Source organism: Victivallaceae bacterium (assembly GCA_036659455.1).
Taxonomy (GTDB): Bacteria; Chlamydiota; Chlamydiia; order Chlamydiales; family Chlamydiaceae; genus JAVXCN01.
On the sequence record JAVXCN010000001.1, the window covers coordinates 76,887 to 101,278 of the forward strand.

Genomic DNA, 24,392 nt, shown 5'->3' on the forward strand with positions numbered 1-24,392 from the left:
AGGGATTGTGCTTAGTTTTTTTGATCTTTGAGATTCGGAAAAATTTTAAGAAAGTAGGCTACGATTTCTCTAATTTTGAAAGACGCGCTTCTATAACCGATATAGCGATCGGGACGAATAATATAAAGTGAATTTTCATTGGCATAATATAAGTCTTTAGCGGTTTGTGATTTGGCTACTTTTATGTTTATATGTTCTCCGTACTCTTCTTTTAAAGCTTCTATCAGTCCCGGATGATTTTTAAAGAAAATTAATAAATGTCTAGACCCATCCGCTCCATCCAATAAATATTCACCTTCATTTAAAAGAAGATTAGACGCGTACTCGCCGGGTTTGGGGCCGGGGATGTCCTTATTTTGAGGACTCTGTTTCGTAAACTCACCCGGAGAATAACAAATCGAAAAACGATTGGGAGTATTTTTTGATGAACATAGAAAATTATATCCTTTGAATCCCCAATAAGCAAGTGTAGGAAACAATTTTCTGGATATGGCTAATAAAAGTGAATGCTTAAAAGACATGTTAGCTACCGTTTTATAGGCTGAAGAGATTTCATTTTCATAAGAAGCAATCAATTTTTCCGTCGATTCATTTTTTAAGACGGGAATTATTTTCCAAAGAAGATTGAAGGCAGACAGAAGATTTAGATTAATCCCCGTTTTGGTTGATAGAAAGAAATTGTTGAAGAAACGACCTATGAAAAGGATATTACCTTCTTGATGAGGAAGAAGCATTTGGTAAACTCCATAACTTCTTTTTTTTCCTGGATTTATTCCCAGTAATGAAAATAATTTCTCTCTATTTTTTCGAGGTTTTTTTTTGTGCGATGGAGACCATAACAGAAATTCGTTTCCATGAGGTTCCGGAAACAAAAAATGGTTTGCGCAACCTGATAACGCGAAAACGTTAAAACGGTTTCTTGGAATTCGTTTATCGGAAGAACAAGGAAAAACATCTACTTCTCGAAGCATCTTTTTCGTTTTCGAAGGATACTTCATAATGTCTTTGATATGAGGATTATTATCTGCCTCGCAAGCCAAAATGAATTTCGGAGTATGTACTTCCCGATGTTCGAAGGTTGATTTAGGATCTATTTTTTCGATAAAAAGGTTGTTGTCCACCATGGTAACAGGTCTGGTTTCCCAATGAATGACACCTCCGAAATTCTCAAAATTTTCGATTAAGCCGTCTTCAAGCAACTTTAATTCGGAAGCATAACAAAAAGGAAAAGCGGATAACGAATGTTGGTTCAACGATTTTTCGATATCTATATTCACCGATCTTTTGTTCCAAAAATAAGTGATTCCGTCAAGCTTTTGTCCCGGAAGAGTCGTTTCATTAAATAATCCGTGTGCATGGAGAAGTTCTAAAGAAGGAGGGGACAGGTTAATTGGAATGCGGCGGTCTTCATCGGATCGTTTATTAGGAGAAGGCCTATGATCGATTATTTTGACGTCAATATTCGCTTTCAACAAACCTGTGGCTAAGATTAATCCGGTCGGATTAGCTCCGATAATCACTACATCGGTCATTGAAAGCAATTCTCCTTAAAATTGTAATCCGATTGAAAGTATAAAAAAATCGCATAAGATAAATCAAGTGAGTTAAGGGTTCAAATTGATTCTTGGCTTTAGCATTTCATATCATACGGGTATACGAACTAACCATACTGTTTAAAAATCTAGTAGTAATGTTTAAAAATCAAAAGAGAATCGGCAATATACGAACTCAATTCTTTTTGAATCTCCATATATTTGGGGGAGTCTCCCTGCAAATGGCCGGTTTCCGGAAAAGTAATAAAACGAATGTCGCGATTATTATCGACTGCTTCCTTTATGAACATATTCCTGTGATGCGCACTGATGATGTTGTCTTCTTCTCCCTGTGTATGAAGAACGGAAATATGAGGAGGAAGTAATGAAAGTTTCGTTGAATCTCTGATTTTTATAAGCTCACAGATAAACTTATTGGCTATTATGACAGGTTCTCCCGGGGATAAAACACCCTTTGTCAGTTCGACGGTTTCATTGTTATCAAGAGCTTTTTTCAAGTCGGAAAACAGCGTATAACCATTGGCTATGGGAGCCCATAAAGCCAAGGATCTGACCGATTCAGGATAGCTTTCGGCTAAGTAAATAGCTATATGAGCTCCAAAGGAACTACCATAGATTCCTATGTTCTGGGAATCCACAAAGCTAAGATTTCTCACAAAATTCATAACAGTGTCGGCATTGTTTTTCATATCGGAAACCGTTATGTAATTTCTATCGCCTTCGCTGTCTCCGGAACCTTGAAAATCGAATCGAATGACTACAAGACCTTTTTTCGTCAATTCTTCTGCCAATCGGATGTAATGTTCCTTTTTACCGAATTTATGACCTCGAAACCCATGACAAAATATCACGGCAGGTAATTGACAAAAGGGTTTGGTTTTCAAAGGCTTATGAATAGTGCCGATGATTTTGTTCTTGGAGCAATTGTCGAGGAGATCAAAGGACATCTTGGATTCGAATTTATCAATGGGTTTAGTGGAAAAAATGAGTTTTTGCGTTGATTTAAGACTTTGAAAATCTTTAATGAGACTTTCGTAAGGATCAACAACGGAGTTCAATGTTGATTCCGCTCCATTTACGAAAAGAAGACGGCTTGCGAAGATGAAAAATATGAAGAATACGGATCGACGCATATATTTCCTAGATGAAGTTTAAATAAAGGTTTGAGATTTTATATTTGAAATTGAGTTGTTTTCAAGTGATATTCATTTAATTTTATGTTGTGAGATCTAACGTGCTTATGTGTAGTTCGGATAAAAAAGTTGCGGGATAATACGGAATATCATCTAATTCCTTTCCTTCTGAGTTCTTGTTGATTTTGAATGTTTTTCATAATTTTTATGAGGGAGACGAATTTTTTTACCTATGTCGAAATATGATCATTCGAAGATTGAGTCCAAATGGCAAAGATTTTGGAAAGATAACTGGACGTTCTCAACGAATCAAAATGCTTCCGGGCCCAAGTATTACGTTCTTGATATGTTCCCTTATCCTTCGGGGTCGGGTCTTCATGTTGGCCATTTGATTGGATATACCGCAACGGATATAGTGGCCAGGTATAAAAGAGCGCTAGGTTTTAACGTCCTGCATCCCATGGGCTGGGATAGTTTCGGTCTGCCGGCCGAACAATATGCCATTCGTACCGGTACCCACCCCCGAATCAGCACCCAAGCCAATATCGATAATTTCAGAAAACAATTGTCCGCATTGGGTTTTTCTTACGATCCTCGAGCGGAGTTTGCCACGAGTGATCCTGAATATTACCGTTGGACTCAAAAATTATTTACCGTCTTATATAAAAAGGGACTCGCCTATATGGAAGATGTCAGGGTTAATTATTGCCCGGCTTTAGGTACGGTTCTCTCTAATGAAGAAGTGGAAAACGGATTGTCCGTCGAAGGCGGTTTCCTTGTTGAGCAAAGAGTGCTGCGTCAATGGATGTTGAGAATAACGGCTTATGCCGATCGTCTTCTTAACGATCTGGAAGAGATGGATTGGCCTGAAAGCATAAAAAACCTCCAAAGGAATTGGATTGGAAAAATGATCGGCTTAGAGTTGATGTTTTCTGGGGAAGATTGTGAAATATCCGTTTTTACGACTCGTCCTGAAACGATTATGGGAGTTACTTACATAGCCGTATCTCCGGAACATCCTGATGTTGACTCTTTAATCTTGGATTCATACCGATCCGATTGTGAAAACTTTTTGTCTCGTATGTCAATTAAGAGCGAAAGAGATAGAGCCAAAAATACTTTTGATTCGGAAGGTGTTTTTACCGGAAAATATGTTCGTCATCCTATTACCGGAGAAATGATTCCCATTTGGCTTGCTGAGTATGTTTCGGCAGGAATAGGTACCGGTGCCGTCATGGGCGTGCCCGCCCATGACGAGAATGATTGTAGGTTTTCGGAAATTTATGATATTTCAAAAAAGTATGTTTTGTCTTTTAAGGATGCCCCTAGTAGAGAACCGTATTTTTCATCGGAAGGATACTGTTACGATTCGAATTACGGAGATTTTGAAATCGACGGTTTATCGGTAACAGAGGCTTCTCTTTACGTGATAAACTATTTTGAAACGAATGCTAGGGGAAAAAAGAAAATCTTTTATAAATTGCGCGATTGGCTTTTTTCAAGACAGAGATATTGGGGAGAACCCATTCCGGTTATTCATTTCAAAGACGGTTCTCATAGAGTTTTAGAAGATTCCGAGCTTCCCTTATTACCTCCTGAGGATGTTGATTATAATCCTGACGGTTCTGGGCAGGGGCCTTTAGCTAGGGCTTTGGATTGGATCCATATTAAGGATCCTAAAACCGGCAAACAAGCGATACGTGAGACTCATACCATGCCTCAATGGGCCGGTTCCTGTTGGTATTTCTTAAGATTTTGTGATCCGGGCAACACGGAAGTTCCTTGGTCTTCGGGGAAGGAATCTTATTGGATGCCCGTTGACTTATACATAGGAGGTGCAGAGCATGCTGTTTTACATCTTCTTTATTCTCGGTTTTGGCACAAAGTTTTTTATGATGAAGGTTTGGTAGCAGAAAAAGAGCCCTTTAAAAAATTAGTCAATCAAGGTCTTGTTTTATCTACTTCATATCGTATTCCCGGTGGGAAATACGTTAATAAGGATGAAGTCATCAAACGAGGAGACGATTTTTTCGCTCTTTCAGGAGAAAAGTTAATCGTAAAAACCGAGAAAATGTCAAAATCTAAGTTGAACGGTGTCGACCCTATGGAGATTGTTCGGGTTTATGGAGCCGATGCACTTAGAATGTACTCAATCTTTTCAGGACCTTTGGAAAAAAATAAGGTTTGGTCGGATGAAGGCGTTGCGGGGTGCAGTAGATTTTTGAACAGATTTTTTCGACTGATCATCTCCGATAAGGTGAAAGAAAAAGGTGATGGACTGGAAGCAGCTCATAGATTAGTAAAAAAAATTTCTCATGATATCGAATCTTTATCTCTAAATACGATTCCTTCTTCTCTTATGGAATTTCTTAACGGGTTATCGAATACTTCTTCGATATCGAAAAAAGCCCTAGAGATGGCTATTCGGATTATGGCTCCTTTGACTCCTCATTTTTGTGAAGAGATGTGGCAGCTGTTAGGAAATTCTCCCGATATTACGGAAGCCGGATGGCCGGAATATGATGAATCTTTATGCAAGGACGATGTTTGCGTATACGTCATTCAAGTGAACGGAAAACGGAGAGAACAAGTGAGTTTTAATCGAAACGCGAGTCGAGAAGAAGTAGTTCTCGCTGCTAAGCAAATGGTGTCCAAGTATTTGGAAACGGAAATTCAAAACATTGTTTTCGTTCCGGGAAAATTAATTAATTTCGTGGTCGGACCAGTGTAAATATGAAGACGGCAATTAAGCAATGGATCCTATTGCTCTTATATGAAATAGGGTTGATTATTGCTTTGTTTATTTCTCTTCCTAAGCTTGTAAAGAAAGTTTTTCTTTACGGTAAGTATAAGCGAGGATTTAAGTATAGGTTCGGATTCGGATTTCCCAAAACTTCACCTGGGAAACAGGCCGTATGGTTTCACGGTGCTTCCGTTGGCGAGATTCGTTTATTGGAACCTTTATTTCGAGAATTGCGAGAGCGTTATCGAGATTTCGTTTTTGTAGTAACGGCTTGTTCCGAAGCGGGTGTTACTGAAATTAAAAGGTTATTCGGAAGTGACGCTCATGTTTTTTTATTTCCCTTAGACTCTCGATTCATTATCAATAGAGTGATTAAAAGGATAGCGCCTAAGCTTCTGATATTATCCGAGGGAGATTATTGGTTTAATTTCATCCGGGGCGTCAAAAAAACGGGGGGAAAGATTGTCGTTGTTAACGGAAAAATTTCCGAAACTTCGTTTAAACGTTACTTAAGGGTTAAAAAATTTGCTTCTTTTTTCTTTGCTCATATAGATCTGATTTGTACTCAAGATAATGATTACAAAAGTAGATTTTTATCCATGGGTTTTCCTGAAAACAAAGTAGAAGTGACCGGTAATATCAAATTAAGTAATATCCCTGTATCGGATCGGAACACGATTTTCGAATGGACCAATCGTTTAGGCATTTCCGAAAACGATTTTGTCTTTATTCTCGGTTCGACTCATGCATCGGACGAAGCGGTTTTATTACCGGTCTTGGCAAAATTAAAAACGGTTTTTTCCGATTTAAGAATTATATTAGTTCCGCGACATATCGAAAGAGCCTTGATGATCAAGCAACAAGTTGAATCTTATGGCTTAAAGGTCAAGCTGTGGACTTCGGAACACGTTTTTTTCGGGTCCTGTTGTGATGTAGTTATAGTCGATGTGATCGGAATGTTGAGTTCCCTTTATTCATTGGCTCATCTTGCTTTTGTCGGAGGAACTTTTGATCAGAGAATAGGAGGACATAATTTATTAGAGCCCATTATGGCAGGGGTCCCGGTTTGTTTCGGTCCTTTTACGTTTTCTCAGTCTGAAATAGCCGACAAGATAAAGGCATATTCTTCGGAAACCGTTTTGACCCACAATCATCAAGATGTTTTAATTGCGTTGACATTGTTACTGGAGAATGAAGATTTGAGAAGAGATTTGGTTAATCGCGGTTTTTGTTTTTTGCAAAAACAAAACGAAAACGACCCTTTGAAATTGACTCAAAAGTGTATTGAACGCTTTATTCCCTTGTATGGAAATCATTAAATCCGGTAATCTCGTTCTTTCATAAGCGAAGTATATCGCGGGATAGAGTAGAGGTCATCTCGTTGGGCTCATAACCCAAAGATCGGAGGTTCGAATCCTTCTCCCGCTAATTTATTTTCAGGCGGTATAGCTCAGGTGGTTAGAGCAGCAGAATCATAATCTGCGTGTCGTTGGTTCAAATCCGACTACCGCTATACTCGTTTTTTGTCTTGTCTTTTCTCGATGTATTTTTGAATTTAAGATCATGACCGGTGTTTCGGTTTAGAGAAATACGGCTATTGGTCTTAGTTTAGGGGATATATCATGAGATGTTATTCGGTTCCGTTGGAAACGCAAATCTATGCTGTTGTGTCGATTGTTTCGATGAAAATGGAAGGGCGGAGAATTCCTGATCATCAAGCAATCGTGCTGAATGGATCGTCGCTATCGTTAGTATCGTATGTACCTTCTTAGGCATAAATTGATTATTAGATTCGGTAGCTTGTGTAATTTTGTTGATGCGAATTAGGATCGGCTTCCGCGGTTTTGCAAAGGTCATAGAAGTGATTTTTTCCTCTGGGAGTGCTTTCGAAAATACTCCATCCTTCGTTTTCAACCGGAATAGGAGAAAGAAAAATCCAAGCCCTTGGGTTCTGCAAGGCATATTCGGAAAAAAGACAGCCGATGGGGTTGGTACCGACTAAAGAATCGATATTATTGGAACCGATGACTTGAATCAGGGAACCGTTCTTCAAACGAATTTTCATCTCGGTAGAGTTCGGCGTTCCGTCAATCAATTCTTCCGGAATGTGTTTCAGGAGTCTCATGCCTTCCTTATCGATACCGTCACAGATGATTTTCTTTCCCTGGTTCTAAGTAGGAAAGATATAATAATAAATGCCTACTTTCTTAAGAGCTTACTTGATGAGAAAATTCCAACAGGTGTTATCCTTCCCGCTTCTTCTATGCCAACATAGAACGGCTCTTTTCCTTCTTTCCATAAATCTCCGGAAAGGCTCCCGGTAGGTACGTAGAATGAACTTATGTAGATGCCATTTGTATTTAACATTTAAAACAAAAGAATATTACGATATTTTATTTCTTCTTTAACAAGAATCGTAGGAACTACGAGGATAGCCTGTGTAAACTTGTTCCCGGTAGGAATATTGAGCAGGAGGCCAACCGGCTTTAGACGGTTGGTAGTTCACACAAAGAGAAGAAAGTATGAAAGGAAAATTTAGTTTCACGGCTTTTGCGTTTATGTTGCTTGCATTAACGATAGGATTATCGTCAGGCTTCGCTTCGGAGACGACCGAAGTTTTCTATCCCGGAGAGGAACAGATAGACATGGAGTTCGTAGATCTATGGGATTTCATATACGCTTGGTTCTTCAAAAAAAAGGATAGGGAAAAGCAACGGGAGATTGAAGAAGAAAGAAACCGGTTGAAAGAAGAAATGCGGAAAAAGGAGTACCTATTGGAAGAAGAAAAGCTGAAGTGGGAAAAATGGCAATGGGAAAAACGTAAGTGTGAGAAGTAACACGGGGAATCCGTTACGTGTAGGAAAGGAACAAACAGGGAATAAAGAAAGATGATGAAAGCATTTACAGGGATAGTGGGTAAATGAGTATTTTATTAATAGTAATTCAATTTTTTATTTTAAGATCATGTAAAAAAAGAGAGAAAGAATCCCGAGAACTATATGAAAGACTTCAGTCGGTGGCTCTGGAGATGTCACAAGAGATGAATGAATTTGAAACACAAATGAAAGAAAAAGCCGAGAGGCTTGTTAGGAAAAAAGGAGTGGTTTATGAAGAAAGTAAAGATTTTACTCATTTTTGGTCTTCTGATGATGATCTTACCGGTAAAAGCTGAGTGTAAAGAGAAAAAATGCAATAGGGAAATGGATATTCAAAGGCTTGTGCACTTAATGCTGAAATGCGGAGACGCAGAAGAACATGATCCCACTGATCTAACGGAGGCCTTTATCCTTGCTGACCGTTTGGATTTGAAAAAAGAATCGACCGAACTTCAAAAAGAGACGGTCCGACTTCTTAAGGAAATACTGACGGAATTGACGAAGATAAGAAATAATCAAAAGTCTTCATGTTCAAAACGAAATTAGAAAGTAGAACTTCCTAAAGGGAAGTTCTCGTTTTTCTTAATACTCTATACCTACAGGCAGAGAGAACGAAAGTCGGAAATTCACTTTTTCGAAATAAGATCTCGATATTTGTGAAAAAACTTCTTAATTTTCATCCCGACTTTCCCACTAACCGCCAACTGATCGTCTAGATAATTTTCTAAACAATCGATATTTCAGACAAAAAACCTCTTATCCACAAACGAGATGTAACTTATAAACTCCCATCATGGAACTCGGTTGGCTTTGGCTGTAACGGCTTAAGCCCTGATAACAGATACCCCTGGAATGCTATTGCACTGACCGCGCTTATAATGAAAGCCCCCACAGAGACAAAGAATAACAAGGAAACGAGACTAGGCACCATACATAAGGATCCCCCGGTTGCCAATAAGAATATAAGAGCTCCCAGCATCAATAACATCGTAAGAACCGTTAAAACGAGAAGAGTAATCAGAACTGCTTTTTTACCGCCGCTCAATGCGGAAATTCCAGATGAAGATGCCGGAGCTATGGGCACTTTACCAAGATCCCGTGAGATCTCGCGCTCATATGGTTGTGATTCATCCCCTGAACCCGTACCATTGTGTAATGAATTTACTGCTGACATTTTTTCACCTTTTGTAAAAATAACGTAATTATTTTAACAAAAAAGAAAAAAAAACGAAAGAAAAATATTATGCATTGTATGCATTTTAATATATTTGCGAAGGTTTTTATCTTATTAGTTCGAGCTGAAATGATGTCATTGAATTCCAGGAACTTAGTTAAAATTTCTTCGGTTTATATTCGCAATTACCGTTTATAAGTAATACAAAAGATTTTAATTCATGACTTTTAAAAGAGTCGAAGATTGATTTTAAATGAATTTTATTGAGTCTCTTGTTCTAAAGTAAGAGTCAGAGGTTTAGTGTCGCAGAGTTCGGAAGGACCGAAAAATTGAATAGGCCCCGGAAAAATGTAGTTATCACCGTAAGCCGATAATTTGCGTTCGGTTTCCAGTTTTTTAAAAGCAGGATTTTCGATATTCACGAGATCGGTTTTAATGACGGGTGTCTGACGACCTTTTCTTTGAGCTATATGCATCATATTGAAAAGAGGTATGGCTCCGGGTGTCCATCTTCGGTAACAGAGATTAAGATTGTTGATTACTGCCATATACCCATTGAGGCGGTGTACGAGTAAAAGAGCCGAGACGATACCTAATGCCATTCCGTAGTTTGAATCAAAATTAGAGGGAAAGCCGGCTCTGGATTCGTATCCGAGAAAATGAGTAATTGGATTAAAAGGTTCCAAATTCTTAATTTTAGCGGATTCTTCATTCACAATCTTAACAATCAAATCTTCCATTTTGATTTCGGATACTCTAACGTTACCGTGAGAATCTCTTTTTAACAGTAATTGCTTTTGTATACTTTCAGGAAGTTCTTTGAAGGAGGTAGCTGATTGGATGGAGAGAAGCTCAGGGATTTTTTCCGTATGATCTTCCACTAATGGGATCAGATTGTTAATTTCTCGAATAAGAAGTCTGGTATCTTTGATTTGTTCGATTAATCCTTCGGGTATGAGTATGATTCCGTAATTACGATTAAGCTCTTGTCTTTTTTGTATTACTTTAAGGACGTTTTTCCCTATATCCTTTAAAGTGAGTCCTTTAAAAGCAATCTCTTCACTGATGAGGGCGATATTAGGATTGGTTTTCAAGGCACATTCCAATGTGGTATAAGAGGCCGATCGGCCCATTAAACGGATAAAGTGGTAATACTTTTTAGCGGAAAGAACGTCTTTTGCTAAGTTGCCTATAATTTCGGAGTAGGTTTTACAAGCCGTATCGAAACCTAAGGAAGTTTCGATCCATTGATTTTTCAGGTCTCCGTCAACAGTTTTCGGAACTCCGATGACGGTTGTTTTAATATTTTTTTCAGAAAAATAATTGGCTAAAATTGCGTTGTCGGTATTAGAGTTATCACCTCCGATGATTAAAAGACCGTCGAGATTCATTTCCGTAACCGTCTTCAGAATCGCTTCTTTTTGTGCTTCCGTTTCTATTTTTTCTCTACTGGAAGATAACATATCGAATCCTCCGGTATTATAGTAATTATAAATGATGGAAGGGGTGAGTTCTTTATATAGTTTGGATACGAGCCCTAAAGGACCTTTTAAAAATCCGAACAGTTTATTTTCAGGATTGAAAACTTTAAGTGCTTCGAATAATCCGATAATGACATTATGCCCTCCGGGAGCTTGTCCTCCTGATAATAAGGCACCGATTCTTAAAATGGGTCCGGAAACGGATTGCGATGTCGGCACTATTTTCACTCTCGGCGTTTGACTTAGATAAGGCAAACGTTTGCTTAATTCTTCATAAGAAGGGGTTGTTTCGGCGGGAGTAAAATCTTCAGTAACGATTTGTAAATTTTTAATGGTATCCAAGAGTCCGAGAACGGGTGGGCGATAGCGGAGGCGAGCGATCTCGAATAGACTTTCATTGGATGATAAAGTGTCCAAAGATATTAGCTCCTTTTAAGCGTGCCTATAAACCAAGAAGTCAACTCATCCAATACGGCATCGTATTCCGGTTGATTTCCGAGAGAGTGACCGAAGCCGGTATAAAGTCGTGTGTCATAAGAAAATCCTTTGACTTCAAGTGTTTTTACAATCTCATCTCGATGTTTTAACGAGACCAAATCATCGTTGGTCCCTTGTAAGTGCAAAATATGAATATCCGTAGGTATATGAAGTAGTCGTTCCGCAAGGTTAACCGTAGAAAATTCATTTTCGAAATTTTTACTAATAGCCACTCCTTTGTAGAGTGCTTGAGTACGTTCACGGTTTATCTTAAGTTGAGAACGTTCGGAATCCGGAACGGCAAGTATTTCCTTAATCCAAAGCGAACCGTTGGTTATCGGAGCCCAAAGAGCAATGCTACGAATATTATCGGCGTGTAGTTCAGCAACGAAAATGCTTACGGTTCCTCCTAAGGAAGAACCGTAAATGGCAACGGATTGAGAATCGATTCCCGGTATATCACGAAGACTTTCAATAACCGCGGAACCATCCTTTACGAAGTCCATGAAAGACGATTCGGAAATGGATCCTTCGCTTTCTCCTGAGCCCCTGAAATCGAATCTTAAACAACAAATTCCGTTACCGGCAAGTCGGCGGGCTAATTTTATATGAGAATCTCCGGTTCCGGCTTTATTTGCTCCCATGCCGTGAAAAATAACGACTATGGGTGTTGGAGAGGAAGAAGTTGTTTCAGGTCTATGTAAAACCGTCGATAATTTCACGCCATTGTTGCTTCTTACGTAAATTTCTTCGACGATATCTTCTTGCAGACATGATGGTTTGTTCATGAGAGAATGATTCCTTAATTTCGGAAACCGATTTCATTCCGGTAACTCGAAAGTTGTCAAGTACGTCCGAAAATTATCCTAACTAATAAACCATGAGCATAATTTTTTTCATCTTGAAAAAGAGTGTTTATGAAAGTTCTTTACGTGAGTTTAAAATGACGGTCGCCGGTGCTTGACGATAGATTTCCATGTTTTCTTCGCTATCCCCTGAATCCCATAGTCCGCATTGCAAAGGTCCCGTAAAGCGATAGGAATTGTCCAAGCTCCAGATCTGACGATAGATTTTAAACATATTAAAAGCCGGAGAATCGGCTTTCACGAGATATTTTTTTATTAGAGGACTAGGAGTGCCGTCGTTGGGGAGCATTGTCAACATCGATGTAATAGGAATAGCCATGGGTTGTTGCATTGTGTGAGAAGAAACGATATTAGCAATCGTTGCTAAATACCCGTTAAGTCCGTTACGTATAAGTGCGACCGCACAAAAACCCAATGCGTAACAATAATCGTTATCGAATCGTGTCGGTAAACCGGATCGACCTTCATAACCTAAAAAGTGAGAAGTTGCATTAAAAGGCACATCCCGATAATTGGCGAATAATTCTTGTGACGTCAAATGCATGAAAAGTTCGTCTACGGATATTTTGGATAACCACACATTACCGTGTGCGTCGCGATCATATAAAAGTTGTTCGGCTATTTTAGGGGGAAATGATTGTAGGATTTCAAGAGATTCGGGAGAAAGATGTTTCAGGATATCGGAATCCGCTTCATTCTTGGAATTTTCGATTTCTTTAACCAAATTAACGATTTCCGGAATGAATTCTATGATTCCCTCAGGTATGAGGATAATCCCGTAATATTTGCCTATGGAGGCTCTTTTATTGATAATGGAACAGATTTTCGATACGATTTTTTTCAGAGTCATTTTTTTACAAGCAATTTCTTCTCCTATCAGAGCAATATTAGGATGCGTTTGTAAAGCGCATTCCAATACGATATGAGAAGCCGATCGTCCCATAAGTTTAATGAAATGATAATAGGCTTTGGCAGAAAGAGCATCTCTGGAAATATTACTGATAATTGAAGAATAGAATTTAGTAGCCGTATCAAATCCGAAAGGAACATCCAGAAAATTATGATGCAAGTCTCCATCTATGGTTTTAGGTAGGCCTATGATAACGGTTGGAGATCCTTCTTTAGCAAAATATTCGGCCAGTACGGCCGTATTGGTATTGGAACCATCTCCTCCGACCATTACCAAACCGTCGAGTTTAAGATCGGAAGCTACTTTTAAGGCGCACGAACAGCCTTCTGAGGAAACGATTTTTTTTCTTCCCGAACCTATCATATCGAATCCGCCTGTATTACGATAGTCGTTCACCAAGCTTTCGGTAACTTCTATATACGAACCTTCGAGAAACCCTGCTCCCCCGTTAAGGAAGCCTATTACGGTACCGTCTTTATGAACGGTTTTCACGGCATCATATAAACCGGCAATAATATTATGTCCTCCGGGAGCAGGTCCTCCCGAAAATATAACGCCTATTTTAAGAGCTTTCAGAGGCGACGTATTGCCTGATATCAGCTTCATATAGGGACGATCCGCAGTCAGGGGAAAAGAAGTCAGAATATCTTTTTTACTATGAGTAAATTTGACGGTTTCCTTGTCCGGAACTGCAAGAAGAGAACTTATATTGTTTAGGGATGAGGGAAGGATCGAGCGGTAGTTTCTTACAATAGTTTCTAAAGGGGATAATAATACGTCACTCATTCGATTAAAAGGGCACAACAAATTTACTTGGGACGATAGCAATATTATCGTTTATGTTACAACAAATTATTTTTTGATGGCTTTTATTTGTATTTAAATGACTTCAGTTCATTTTTTATAAAATAATTACGATTCATTCGAATGAAATACGTTCATGCAAAGAATGCTACTATCTTGTATTCATTCACGGTATCGTCCGTGATGTTGTGTGAGTCAGTGACTTAAAATATGACGCAGGGTTCGGAACTAAATCAATCCTAATACTTTCCACCACAAGCTTCCTAGGACAAACCATATGAAAATATTGAATAAGCTTTGAATGAATCCGACTCTCCACCAATCTTTGACCGTTACGTATCCCGAACCGTAAAATATGGGAGCAGGTCCACTACCGTATTGCGTTAATCCTCCAAAAAGACAGCTTGAAAAAGCGAAACAAAGAACGGCAAGCATCGGGTCTGTTCCCATAGAAGTCGCTACAACCAGGAATACCGGAAAAAGAGCTCCTATATGAGCAGTGTTGCTGGCAAACAAATAATGAGAATAAAAATAAATCAGAAATAGAATAGGGAAGCCGATCTTCCAGGATAATCCTTTAACGATAATTGCGCTATATTCTCCTAATGCGGGTATGAAACCGAATTGATTAAGATAAGAAGCCATCATAATGAGAGCTCCGAACCAAATAAATGTTTCCCAGGCCGTAGAATTGGTGATTACATCTTTCCAATCAAGAATATCGAAAATCAAAAGAAGAGATAGGCCGACCATGGCCGCTACGGTAGCATTGATTCCGAAATAATCTCCGAAGATCCAGAGAACAATGAGGGCAAAGAAAATAAAAAGAAGTATTTTTTCCTTAAGACTTAAAGGAGGCATTTCCTTTAATTTTCTTTTCGCCGTTTCGGCAGCTTCTTTACATTTAGCGCTTTTGATTTCGGGGGGATAAATTTTCCTTATGATGATAGGCATACAAATTAAACTCAAAATACCGGGAACTATAGCGGCAATAGCCCAAGTGGACCACGAAAGAGAGATGTTTACGCTTTCGCTAAGAGCGGCTAACAGAGGGTTTCCGGCCATTGCCGTCAGAAACATGGCGCTTGTAATAACCGAAGCTTGATAAGCCACTTTTATGAGGTAAGAACCGATAAGTTGCGAAGTGGATTTATCCGGAGAGCTACCGAAGGAGTTGGCCAAACTGGTAACTACGGGAAAAATAATTCCTCCCGAACGAGCGGTGACGCTGGGTATAGCCGGCGCTAACAAAAAATCGGTTATGGTAAGACCGTAAGCGATACCTAAGGGGGTTCTACCCAGTACTTTTACGAAAAAATAAGCTACTCTTTCCCCGAGACCTGTTTTGATAATGCCTTTGGCTATGGAAAACGAGATCAAAACCAACCAAGCTATAGGATTATGAAATCCGGAGAGTCCCTGTTCGAGAGAGAGAGTTTTCGTAAAAAGTAGTATGCTAATGCCCATAACGACAACCGCTCCCATAGGAAAGGGTTGTAGAACCACACCCATAATCGTGGTGGCGAAGACGGCGAATAATCGCCAAGCCTGATCTGAAATCGTTGCGGGATGAGGCATAAACCAGAGGCCGATGAGAACACCCAATAAAGCTAAGACCGAAAAAAAATGACGTTTTTTATTCACTTTACCTCTTTTTTTTAGTAATTCTCGAACGGGGATATAGGATCGTTTTCCAACCATTTTTCCATTTCCGATAACGTATCTTCTATTAATTCCGTTGTCTGATGCAACTCAAGCAGACAATCTCTTTTCGTCTCTTCATTAATGATATTGGTAACGTCTTCAAAACTGATAAAAGACGGATCGATGAGATCGGCATCAAAAGCTTTTTTTATGGAAATCAGAAGTTCTTCAGGATATAGGGAACAGGCAACGGCTATCAAATTGTCCCAAGCAAAAGATTGAACTTTTTCTAACTTATATTCAAGAAGTTGTCGAAAATAATCGATTACGGAATTACGGTCTTGTTTACCTACGCCCACCATAACCACGAGACTGGTTTCTGCAGCTGCTCTGACGTATTCGTTAATATTGGGATTTTCGATGATTTCTTGAATAAGACGAATATTATCACACAAACTAGCCATAATACGTGGGAGGTCTTCGGTAAGCACATCTCCGGCGATGGCATGAGGTATGTCTCCGGAGAATGAAAACAGCTGCATGATTAAAGGAAAGGCTCTAATTTCCCTGAATTGAGCCAATAAGTACATGGCATATAAATGACCTTGATAGCTTTCATCTTCTATGATCTCGGGAATCCGATCTATGGCTTCTTCAAGGATAGATAGTAGATAAGGGGATATAATATCCCTTTTAGCAACGGCCGCTTCAATAGCTTCCCGAGGAAGAGAACCGACGTCATAAGCTAAATCCTCTAAAATATGAGCAACGTCCATAAATGCGGAAGATAGTACCGGTTATTTTTTTAATCAATCAGATTGTCTAAGATTCACGATTTCGAGATGTTTGAGAACTCATGAGTGCGATCCTAAAATAAGGTTGTCCGAGCAATAATTCGGTCATCCGAGCATAATATAATCCGAAACCTTGTTTTTGGCTATGTGTAGATTAGTTGTCTGAATGATTTACGGGTGTTTTTTTTCGATTTCGCAATATCTTATAGAGAATAAAAATTATTGAAATCCTATTTTAAACTTAATGAAAATTTCCCTATGCCAAGATTTTTGATTTAACTTTGATTTAGGTCGATCCGGTCATAATTTTAGTTTTGAGAACTATACAAAACGCTAAACTTTACGGAATTGGAAAAATCGTTAATCCGAATAAAATATGTGTTGATAATCTTGAATCAATAGTTGTTTTGCTTAAGAAAAACGATCGTTTTCGCTTGAACGCCCAATGTAAATCGCATATTCAAAGAATATTTTCCTAAATTAAGAAATGACTTTTTTATTTACTTACCCTTAAAAATCGATCTAACTAAAGGTTTATGGATTGGCAGGAACCGGCTTGCTTCCGAATAATTTGTGTATGGCTAGGATGGCCAAAGCTATTAGGCATAGTGTCTAACCTAAATGTAAGATCATGAGCATACCTTCAATCAGATCAGATAAGCCTTCCGCGAATTCACTTTTTTTATGTGACTTATACGCCAATAGTCACCAAGACATCTACGCATTGAGAAATTAAGGGGAGCACCGTTAGTGCTAATATAAAACCCCAGCAACCTTTGACTCTTCATAAGACTTTATCCATGCACTATAAACTTCACGATATCCGACGGAACAACACCCCACAAGACTCATCCTCAAATTCGAATGCAAATCAACTTGATTTTCCCGATAAAAGAAAAAATCACTAACTCACGCAGAAACATCACAACATGTAATTTATTTTTAGCCTTGAGTTAATTCAAGAAGCTATCGGTTGCTTTTGTCCGGCTGATTTTCGTACTAAATAGATGGCCAAAGCTACTAACCACAATATCACACCTAAGTGTAGGAATAGTAGTATACCTTCAAGTATGTTGGCCCACCCGGACGCGATCTCACCCTTTCTAATTATCTCTACTATGCCTTCCTTAATAGTCATAATACCAAGAAATTGTGCTAAAAATGGAGTCGTCACTAATAATAATGAGCAACATCGCGCTTTAACATCCCCGCTGACATAGCTGACATAAGTTGATTCATGATGGTCTTTGAATACATTAAAAACTTCACGATATCCGACGGAACAACAGCCCATAAAACTTATCCTCTGTTACTTAAGGAAACAATTATAATATTTGTTTTTATTTAATTTCTATTTAATTAATTTACGAACAATTTTCGTATTGTCAGGATGGCAAAAGCTATTAGGCGTAGTATCCAATCTAAATTAAGACTGAGCGTAAATCCCATTGGCTTTAGACGATGGGCTGAAAGCGGCCCATACTATAAATAAGAATCGTAGGAACTACGAGGATAGCCTGTGTAAACTTGTTCCCGGTAGGAATATTGAGCAGGAAGCCAACCGGCTTTAGACGGCTGGTAGTTCACGAGTAAGAATAGACCTTCAACCACTTCAACAATGCCTATGCGGTCTTGCTGCTTTTTATGTTGCTTCTACCGCTCTTAATCATATTGTGAAATTAAATGGACCGTTTATTCAGGCATCAAAAACTTCACGACATCCGACAGAGCAACAACTCATAAAACCCATCCCTCCGGTTAAGACCTAAGGTCTGTTTAATTAGTTGTTTATTAAAAAAATAATACAGATGCTATATTTATTATGTTCATATTTAATTTTTTTAATATTAAACAAACTTAAATAAGTAATTTTCTTACCGTCAACATTTTAAAAGTTTATCAACAAACGGTTCTTTAAGTGAATAAAATGAAAATCATTCAGGAAATACGGATTTTAAAACTGCCTTGTTACTATCGATTGCTCGATTTTTTCTTGTTTTCTCATTTGCGCTTCTCTACTTGTAAATACATCTTTACAGATAGGACAGCTCCAATGTTCGTATTCATTGGGATCATCGGAAATAAGGAAAACTGCTCTTGGGTCTTTCGCTTGGTAACAAGCGGGGCAATAATAATTTTCCTGCTCGTCTTGAAAAACGTTTTTGGTAAATTTTAATGTTTTTTTTTGACCGATCTCGGATTTCAGTCTTATTACTTCCTCTTGTAAGGAAAAACACTTTTCAATCAAGGACTCTTCCCTTGTTTTTGCTCCAAAAATAATATTTTTGAGCTCCGATAAGTTTTGCACTTGATCGATATCTTTACCGTTATCAAGAATTTCGTGAAGTCTTTTGTAATCGGCTCTGATTTTTTCCATAAATTCGACAGCCGATTTACCTGCCTCAAGTGCTAGAAGTATTTCTTTTATCATTGATCTTTCTTAGTTTTATTCATTTAGATTTATTTTCGGGAAAATGAAAACCACAATTCTCGTAACGCGAATTTTGTCTTAAACAAGCTCGTATATCTTGGCCCCGATTGTACGGAAAATTAAGGATTTTTTGAATATTCAAATATTCAAAAACTTTATGATCGAATTTCATTGTTTATCGGAATTTGGTTTGTAAAATATTTTGTACGCTTAGTTAAGGAAAATCCATTGTCAAGCGAACGTAAGAGGCTTGTTTCTTTCGTTCGGCTTTTATCAATAAAAAACTACGCCTGAGATTGTTAACATCAATTCGAAAGCAGCTAGCTTAAGTAATAAGGGATTCGATTGTTAAGATAATATTAATTGATTTTAATTGAAAACACAATATTATTAATTATGAATCATTAATAAAAAATAATCATCGCCTATTAATAGGTTAATCATAAATAGTTCAATTTATAATATCTTCTAAAGGTCTTCTGCCAAGATCAACGATAACCACGCATAAGGTCCGACCATTCCTGACGTCTGATTCGACATTCGTTAAAGCACTCAGTATGGCTGCCACAACGGCTTGCTTCCATACCTCTTGTTGCCGGTCTCCTAGAGGTGCATAAATACCGCAGGATATCAAAGGCAGTTGTATGAAGTTTATACCTTTATCAAGGCATTGTCTGAAAAGCTGTTCAAAGCCCGGCTGAAGGATCCTGTAAAGAATCTCAGGATCATTCCGGCATTGTTCAGCTGTCGGACCTAGGAATTGGCAAAGCATATCCCAATGTATTTCTTCTTCGGCAAATTTGCCTGAAGGAGCCCAGGGTCCCATAGTAAATTGACCCGGTTTTAGAGGGACTTTGGGTTTGGTTGCGGCCCAAGCGCTTGAAGAAGTCATTTTTGATATAACCCCATTCGTTCCGCCGCTCGTTACCGCTACTTGAGGATTTGCGGCGTTAACCAAAAGGGTGACCAGTTCAACGCCTGCCGGTACGTGTTGATTTTCAATCAGATTGCCCTGAGCGAAAACTAACTGCAATCCTTTTTTGTTCTCGAAAAACGTTTTATTCCAACCGGAATAAGAGTTGTCGTCAAATAAATCTAACAACGTTTCTCGTATTTGGTTAGGAGTGAACATCTCTCTGGGCATTCTTTCGGGTTTTTCGAGTCCTAAAGAAGGCTTCCTTGAGGGCAGAAAAGCCCCTTCCTTTCGTGTTGCTTTTAGCAATAAAACCGCTCCGGGGATTGTCAACATCAACCCGAAGGCAGCTACTGTAAGTAATAAGGGATTCGATAAGGCCGAAGCCAAAGCTATACCCGTAATGATTAATAAAAGACCGATGACTAAAAGAGTAATGCCTAAAATCCTTAATCTTTCGGTTCCGGTAGAGGAAGAGGTGTTTGCTTCGTTTACGATATCCCGATTAAACGGCTCCGCCGATTCACGGTTGTTGATTTCGATTTGAGAACTCATGATACTATAAATTTTTCAAAATAATATAAGTTGATTTTAATCGAAAACGATTAAAATCACAATATTATTAATTATGAATTGTTAATAAAAAATAATCATCGCTATTTAGGGCTTCAGTGGTTTCTCGATTCTATAGTCCATTGCCTAAATGCACAGGTCCGTGTACGATTCGGTTGTTCATTAATGAAAAACTCTTGCTGTATCCGTAACACCAGTGATTGACGTTATTGATGGGAAGCCCTCTTACCTTTGACATAGCGTTTGTCGATGACCGAATCCGTCTTCATCCGATATAGTAGTTATACTCCTCACGATTGTTTCTATTGGTATGGAATATCTTGTCTTCATCCGGAAGTGTCTTTACCGTCTTTCATTACAGCTATCCCTCCGATAACCGTTAAAATCAATCCGACAACGGCTATCGGGGATAGTAGAGGGCTGGCCCAAAACTATACTCACGGTTATACCGGCCGCCTTTAATAAGAGACCTAGGATGAGCAGACTAATCCCTAAGACGGTTCAACGCTTCAACGCTTAGGTCCCATTCGGATATAGATTCCCATAGATGAAGCTATTTTTTCTCTACCGCTACTTATAAGATTATTTTCAATTTGAGTTGCCACCGGATCGTACTCTTGAAAATAAATATAAAACGCTAGGTTATAATCTTTTCAAAGCATAATTGAAAAGATCGCGAATTTACATGTTTATGTATTTTCTCGGTTGAAATTGAAGAACGTCTTGAATTTGTCAACCAAAGATCCGGTTTCCGATTCCTGTTTTGCTTTCTCTTTCAATAATCGAGCACCCTTACTAAAGTCTGCCGCGCTATCGGCTAAGCCTTCTGTTCTTGTTAGCAACCTTTCCAGACTTGCTTCTCTCGTAGTCCTAGGTCTTGATCCGGGCGAACGACTGCTTCGGTTATCGGGCTCGCTTTGAATTTGAGACGGCTTCTTCTTTTTATCTACGAAATATTGTGTAAGTAAACCGACACAGGAGACGCTGAGAACAATCGTTGCTATCCCGAGTCCTATGAAAGGGCTTCCCGTAACCGCGCCGGCGATTATACCTGCCAGTAAGCCGAGGATAATGAAACAGACGAGGGCAGTGATTACCGCCTTACTGGTATTTAATGTACCGTTTGCGTTTAACGGAAGGATCTTTTTAAAGAAAGCGGCAACACGGGAAGGGTCATTTGTTTTCTTGTCACTAGTTATCTCTTCGATTGTCTCGTTATTTAATATAAGGGGGGAATGCAAATCCGGACCATATCCTGAATTTGTGGATGCAGACTGAGTCATAAACTAACCTCGATAAATAAAATAAAATCTTTATTATATTATTCTACTAATTTTATTAAATAAATTCAATTAGTAATCGAATGCATAATATCCGAAATTATCATTTCTTATAAAAGAAGGGTGTTTGCGATTCGTTTACGGGACTTTTGAAAAGTCGTAATAACAAAAGTCCGGAATCATACGTAAAAGTTCTTGCGTATAATAATGACGCGGATTTAAAAACAGCTCGTCTCGAGTGGCAACTTCCACAAGCGAACCTCTGTGAATAACCGCAATGCGATCGGAAAGGGAATGCACTGCCGTGAGGTCGTGACTGATAAAAAGTATCGTGATATTCAAGTCTTTTTTAATTGTACGAAATACATTCATGATATGAGCTTGACGAATGGAGTCTAAAGAGGAAAGAGGTTCGTCGCAAATCAAGAGTCGAGGGCGGGATATTAAGCCTCTTCCTATAGAAAGTCTTTGTTTTTGTCCTCCGCTGAGTTCTTTGGGATAGGCATTTCTTAAGGATAAAGGAAGTTCGATGATCTCCATGATTTCTCTGAAACGAGAGTATGTTTCGTTTTCTTTAATTTTTCCGGCAATCACCAAAGACTCCAATATAATCTCCGAAACAGTCATTTTAGGATTGAGAGAGCCTCCGATATCCTGAAAGATGATTTGTATTCCACGATTTCCGTTTTTTTCACAGTGAACGTCTCCGTGAAAAACGATTTTTCCGGAAGAAAGAGCCGTTAGTCCGACAAGAACGTGAGCCAATGAAGTTTTTCCGGACCCGCTTTCCCCTACCAAGCTCAAGCATTCCCCTTCAAAAATATCTAAGGAAATGTTATTTAAAATCCGACTTACGAATTTTCCGAGTTTGAGATGCAGAGAAGCTTGGTGTATCGACACTAAAGGTTTCATTATGATTAGATTCTTTTACTGATAGCGGTTGCCGTGTTTAAAAAAAACTCAAGTTCCTTATCTTCCCGGGCCGGTTTGAATCGAAGGTTTTTATGAGGGTAATCGGGACCGTAAGGTAATTTAGGGACCGAACGTAGGAGTTCTTGGGTGAATTTTTCTTTGGGGTTCGAAAAAATCTCTCTTACCGTTCCCCGTTCGATGAGACTCCCTTGGTGCATAACGGTTATCGTCTGACAAATTTCCGGAACGATGGCTAGGTTATGAGTAATGAGAAGAAGTCCCGGACCGTATTCTTCCTTAAGCTCGCGTAATAAATTAAGAACCTGAAATTGCGAGAGAGAGTCTAAGGCCGTAGTCGGTTCATCGGCTATAATCAAATCGGGTTTGCACGACAAAACCGAGGCAATAACGATTCTTTGTTGCATACCGCCGCTGAGTTCGAAAGGGTATTGATGAAAACATTTTTCGGGATTTTCTATTTTAACTTTACCCAGAAAATGAAGAGCCAGTTCTTTGGCTTCGGCTTTATTGATTTTCAGATGATACATAGGGCCTTCCGTCATCTGAGTGCCTATTTTCATGGATGGGTTGAGTGATGAAGTCGGTTGTTGAAAAATAGTACCTATCTTCACTCCTCGAATTTCGGAATCGTATGAAGAAGTAGACGAATGAATGAGCCTTTCTCCGAAAAAAATCTCGCCTGAGGAAATTCGACAATTATCCGGAAGAATACCCATGACGGATTTCATAATCATGGTTTTACCGCATCCCGATTGCCCTACTATTGCCATACTTCCGTTTACGGGAATTTCAAAGGAGACGTTTTTAATGATGGGAACGATTCGGCTTTGGGGTGTTATTGCCGAAACGGTGAGTTTTTGCAGACGAAGTAAAGATTTAGGCATATTCTCCTCTTTCTTCAAAAATTTCTTTTAACCCTTCTCCTATAAAATTAAAACAGAGCACGATCGATACAGTGAAAGTGATAGGGATTAAAAATTGTCCTGGGTAATAATGAATGGAGTTGAGCCCGTCTCTAACTAAAGAGCCGAGACCGGCTTGAGGAGGTTGGACACCCAGTCCGATGAAGCCGAGAAAGGCTTCGGTATAAATGGAGGAAGGAATGGTCAGGATAAGAGAAGATAACACGGAAGCTTGAGCATTGGGTAAAAAATGTCGCAATAGAATATGTCTTTTATTTGCTCCCATGGTTTTTGCCGATAATACGAAACTTTTGTTCCCCAGACTTAAAAACCGGCCCCTTACGATTTTAGCTAAAGGAATCCATCCGGTTATCGATATCGCTATGATTAAAGATGCAATGCCCGGAGGAAGAGCAAGCATAAATAAGATAATGAGAAGTATTCGTGGAATCGAATAAAGAATATCCATAAATCGAGTTAGGATATTATCGTATGTCTTGCCTAAAAGGACGCATAAACCGCCGAAACAAACCCCGATAACGAAATCGGTAATGGCTGCCGCCAAGGCGACGATAAGAGAAATACGAATGCCGAGAGCTACTCTTGCGCATAGATCCCTACCCAGACAATCGGTTCCGAAGGGATGTTTTAGAGAGGCGGGAGCTAACGTGAGTTTAAGATCGGTTCGTTCGTAAGAAGGAAGAAAAAAAGGCGATAGGAAAGCATACAGGACCAAAACGGTTAAAATAATCGTTCCGGAAAATAACAAAAAGTTTCGCTTGCGCCGTGGATGCGGAGATGCGAAAATGACGGAAGGTTTTTTCGACACTTTATGAATAACCTCATTTTTAATCTTACTGACAGTCTAAAAGATGCATTTTTTAGACTTGACGCATTCCGAATGA

The 24,392-nt window shown here is 38.9% G+C and carries 23 protein-coding genes and 2 tRNA genes; 9 read left to right on the forward strand and 16 right to left on the reverse strand.

Going from position 1 to position 24,392, the window contains the following annotated elements; genetic code table 11:
- Window positions 1-11: 11 nt before the first annotated feature.
- The gene (locus RSA43_00325) at window positions 12-1,532 is read right to left on the reverse strand and encodes an FAD-dependent monooxygenase (GenBank protein MEG2495739.1); all 1,521 of its coding nucleotides are present in this window, start codon (window positions 1,530-1,532) and stop codon (window positions 12-14) included.
- A gap of 149 nt (window positions 1,533-1,681) precedes the next feature.
- Window positions 1,682-2,686, reverse strand: coding sequence for an alpha/beta hydrolase (locus RSA43_00330; GenBank protein ID MEG2495740.1), 1,005 nt, complete (start codon window positions 2,684-2,686; stop codon window positions 1,682-1,684).
- A gap of 232 nt (window positions 2,687-2,918) precedes the next feature.
- Here RSA43_00330 and leuS point away from each other — a divergent pair, with 232 nt between their 5' ends.
- From leuS to RSA43_00355, 5 genes are all read left to right on the forward strand, one after another.
- Window positions 2,919-5,417 (forward strand): leucine--tRNA ligase, encoded by a 2,499-nt coding sequence (gene leuS, locus RSA43_00335; protein ID MEG2495741.1) that lies wholly within the window; start codon window positions 2,919-2,921, stop codon window positions 5,415-5,417.
- A gap of 2 nt (window positions 5,418-5,419) precedes the next feature.
- Complete coding sequence (locus RSA43_00340; protein ID MEG2495742.1) at window positions 5,420-6,748, forward strand: 3-deoxy-D-manno-octulosonic acid transferase; 1,329 nt, start codon at window positions 5,420-5,422, stop codon at window positions 6,746-6,748.
- A 36-nt stretch (window positions 6,749-6,784) separates the two neighbouring features.
- Window positions 6,785-6,857 (forward strand) — tRNA-Met (locus RSA43_00345).
- 11 nt (window positions 6,858-6,868) lie between these two features.
- Window positions 6,869-6,942 (forward strand) — tRNA-Met (locus RSA43_00350).
- 109 nt (window positions 6,943-7,051) lie between these two features.
- The gene (locus tag RSA43_00355) at window positions 7,052-7,201 is read left to right on the forward strand and encodes a hypothetical protein (protein ID MEG2495743.1); all 150 of its coding nucleotides are present in this window, start codon (window positions 7,052-7,054) and stop codon (window positions 7,199-7,201) included.
- 14 nt (window positions 7,202-7,215) lie between these two features.
- Here the strand turns inward: RSA43_00355 and RSA43_00360 are convergent, their stop codons facing one another.
- Complete coding sequence (locus RSA43_00360) at window positions 7,216-7,554, reverse strand: hypothetical protein (GenBank protein MEG2495744.1); 339 nt, start codon at window positions 7,552-7,554, stop codon at window positions 7,216-7,218.
- Between the two features lie 397 nt (window positions 7,555-7,951).
- Here RSA43_00360 and RSA43_00365 point away from each other — a divergent pair, with 397 nt between their 5' ends.
- From RSA43_00365 to RSA43_00375, 3 genes are all read left to right on the forward strand, one after another.
- Window positions 7,952-8,266 (forward strand): hypothetical protein, encoded by a 315-nt coding sequence (locus RSA43_00365; GenBank protein ID MEG2495745.1) that lies wholly within the window; start codon window positions 7,952-7,954, stop codon window positions 8,264-8,266.
- Window positions 8,267-8,349: 83 nt separating this feature from the next.
- On the forward strand, window positions 8,350-8,601 hold the full coding sequence (locus tag RSA43_00370) for a hypothetical protein (GenBank protein MEG2495746.1): 252 nt from the start codon (window positions 8,350-8,352) through the stop codon (window positions 8,599-8,601).
- Window positions 8,537-8,851: a hypothetical protein gene (locus tag RSA43_00375; GenBank protein MEG2495747.1), complete on the forward strand. Its 315-nt coding sequence runs from the start codon at window positions 8,537-8,539 to the stop codon at window positions 8,849-8,851. Before RSA43_00370 ends, RSA43_00375 begins: the two co-directional genes overlap by 65 nt.
- Window positions 8,852-9,083: 232 nt before the next feature.
- Here RSA43_00375 and RSA43_00380 read toward each other — a convergent pair whose 3' ends face one another.
- The 9 genes from RSA43_00380 to RSA43_00420 form a co-directional block, all read right to left on the reverse strand.
- On the reverse strand, window positions 9,084-9,389 hold the full coding sequence (locus RSA43_00380; protein MEG2495748.1) for a hypothetical protein: 306 nt from the start codon (window positions 9,387-9,389) through the stop codon (window positions 9,084-9,086).
- 350 nt (window positions 9,390-9,739) lie between these two features.
- Window positions 9,740-11,377, reverse strand: coding sequence for a diphosphate--fructose-6-phosphate 1-phosphotransferase (locus RSA43_00385; GenBank protein ID MEG2495749.1), 1,638 nt, complete (start codon window positions 11,375-11,377; stop codon window positions 9,740-9,742).
- Window positions 11,378-11,382: 5 nt separating this feature from the next.
- Window positions 11,383-12,225 (reverse strand): alpha/beta hydrolase, encoded by an 843-nt coding sequence (locus RSA43_00390; protein MEG2495750.1) that lies wholly within the window; start codon window positions 12,223-12,225, stop codon window positions 11,383-11,385.
- A 127-nt stretch (window positions 12,226-12,352) separates the two neighbouring features.
- Window positions 12,353-13,999 carry a diphosphate--fructose-6-phosphate 1-phosphotransferase gene (locus RSA43_00395; GenBank protein ID MEG2495751.1) on the reverse strand — a complete coding sequence of 549 codons (1,647 nt, stop codon included), beginning with the start codon at window positions 13,997-13,999 and terminating at the stop codon, window positions 12,353-12,355.
- A gap of 246 nt (window positions 14,000-14,245) precedes the next feature.
- Entirely contained in the window at window positions 14,246-15,718 is a 1,473-nt protein-coding gene (locus RSA43_00400) for an anion permease (GenBank protein MEG2495752.1), read from the reverse strand.
- Window positions 15,676-16,437 carry a DUF1186 domain-containing protein gene (locus RSA43_00405; protein ID MEG2495753.1) on the reverse strand — a complete coding sequence of 254 codons (762 nt, stop codon included), beginning with the start codon at window positions 16,435-16,437 and terminating at the stop codon, window positions 15,676-15,678. Before RSA43_00405 ends, RSA43_00400 begins: the two co-directional genes overlap by 43 nt.
- Window positions 16,438-17,413: 976 nt before the next feature.
- A complete protein-coding gene (locus tag RSA43_00410; protein MEG2495754.1) occupies window positions 17,414-17,749 on the reverse strand; it encodes a hypothetical protein in 336 nt (111 codons plus the stop codon).
- A gap of 660 nt (window positions 17,750-18,409) precedes the next feature.
- On the reverse strand, window positions 18,410-18,886 hold the full coding sequence (locus tag RSA43_00415) for a hypothetical protein (protein ID MEG2495755.1): 477 nt from the start codon (window positions 18,884-18,886) through the stop codon (window positions 18,410-18,412).
- A 451-nt stretch (window positions 18,887-19,337) separates the two neighbouring features.
- On the reverse strand, window positions 19,338-20,354 hold the full coding sequence (locus tag RSA43_00420; GenBank protein ID MEG2495756.1) for a hypothetical protein: 1,017 nt from the start codon (window positions 20,352-20,354) through the stop codon (window positions 19,338-19,340).
- Between the two features lie 267 nt (window positions 20,355-20,621).
- Here RSA43_00420 and RSA43_00425 point away from each other — a divergent pair, with 267 nt between their 5' ends.
- Window positions 20,622-20,834 carry a hypothetical protein gene (locus RSA43_00425; GenBank protein ID MEG2495757.1) on the forward strand — a complete coding sequence of 71 codons (213 nt, stop codon included), beginning with the start codon at window positions 20,622-20,624 and terminating at the stop codon, window positions 20,832-20,834.
- Window positions 20,835-21,061: 227 nt separating this feature from the next.
- Here RSA43_00425 and RSA43_00430 read toward each other — a convergent pair whose 3' ends face one another.
- The 4 genes from RSA43_00430 to RSA43_00445 all read right to left on the reverse strand — a co-directional run bounded on the left by RSA43_00430 (window position 21,062) and on the right by RSA43_00445 (window position 24,316).
- Window positions 21,062-21,655: a hypothetical protein gene (locus tag RSA43_00430; protein ID MEG2495758.1), complete on the reverse strand. Its 594-nt coding sequence runs from the start codon at window positions 21,653-21,655 to the stop codon at window positions 21,062-21,064.
- Between the two features lie 135 nt (window positions 21,656-21,790).
- Complete coding sequence (locus RSA43_00435; GenBank protein MEG2495759.1) at window positions 21,791-22,564, reverse strand: ATP-binding cassette domain-containing protein; 774 nt, start codon at window positions 22,562-22,564, stop codon at window positions 21,791-21,793.
- 5 nt (window positions 22,565-22,569) lie between these two features.
- Window positions 22,570-23,469, reverse strand: a complete 900-nt coding sequence (locus tag RSA43_00440) for an ABC transporter ATP-binding protein (GenBank protein ID MEG2495760.1) — start codon at window positions 23,467-23,469, stop codon at window positions 22,570-22,572.
- Window positions 23,462-24,316 carry an ABC transporter permease gene (locus RSA43_00445; GenBank protein MEG2495761.1) on the reverse strand — a complete coding sequence of 285 codons (855 nt, stop codon included), beginning with the start codon at window positions 24,314-24,316 and terminating at the stop codon, window positions 23,462-23,464. Before RSA43_00445 ends, RSA43_00440 begins: the two co-directional genes overlap by 8 nt.
- Window positions 24,317-24,392 lie beyond the last annotated feature (76 nt).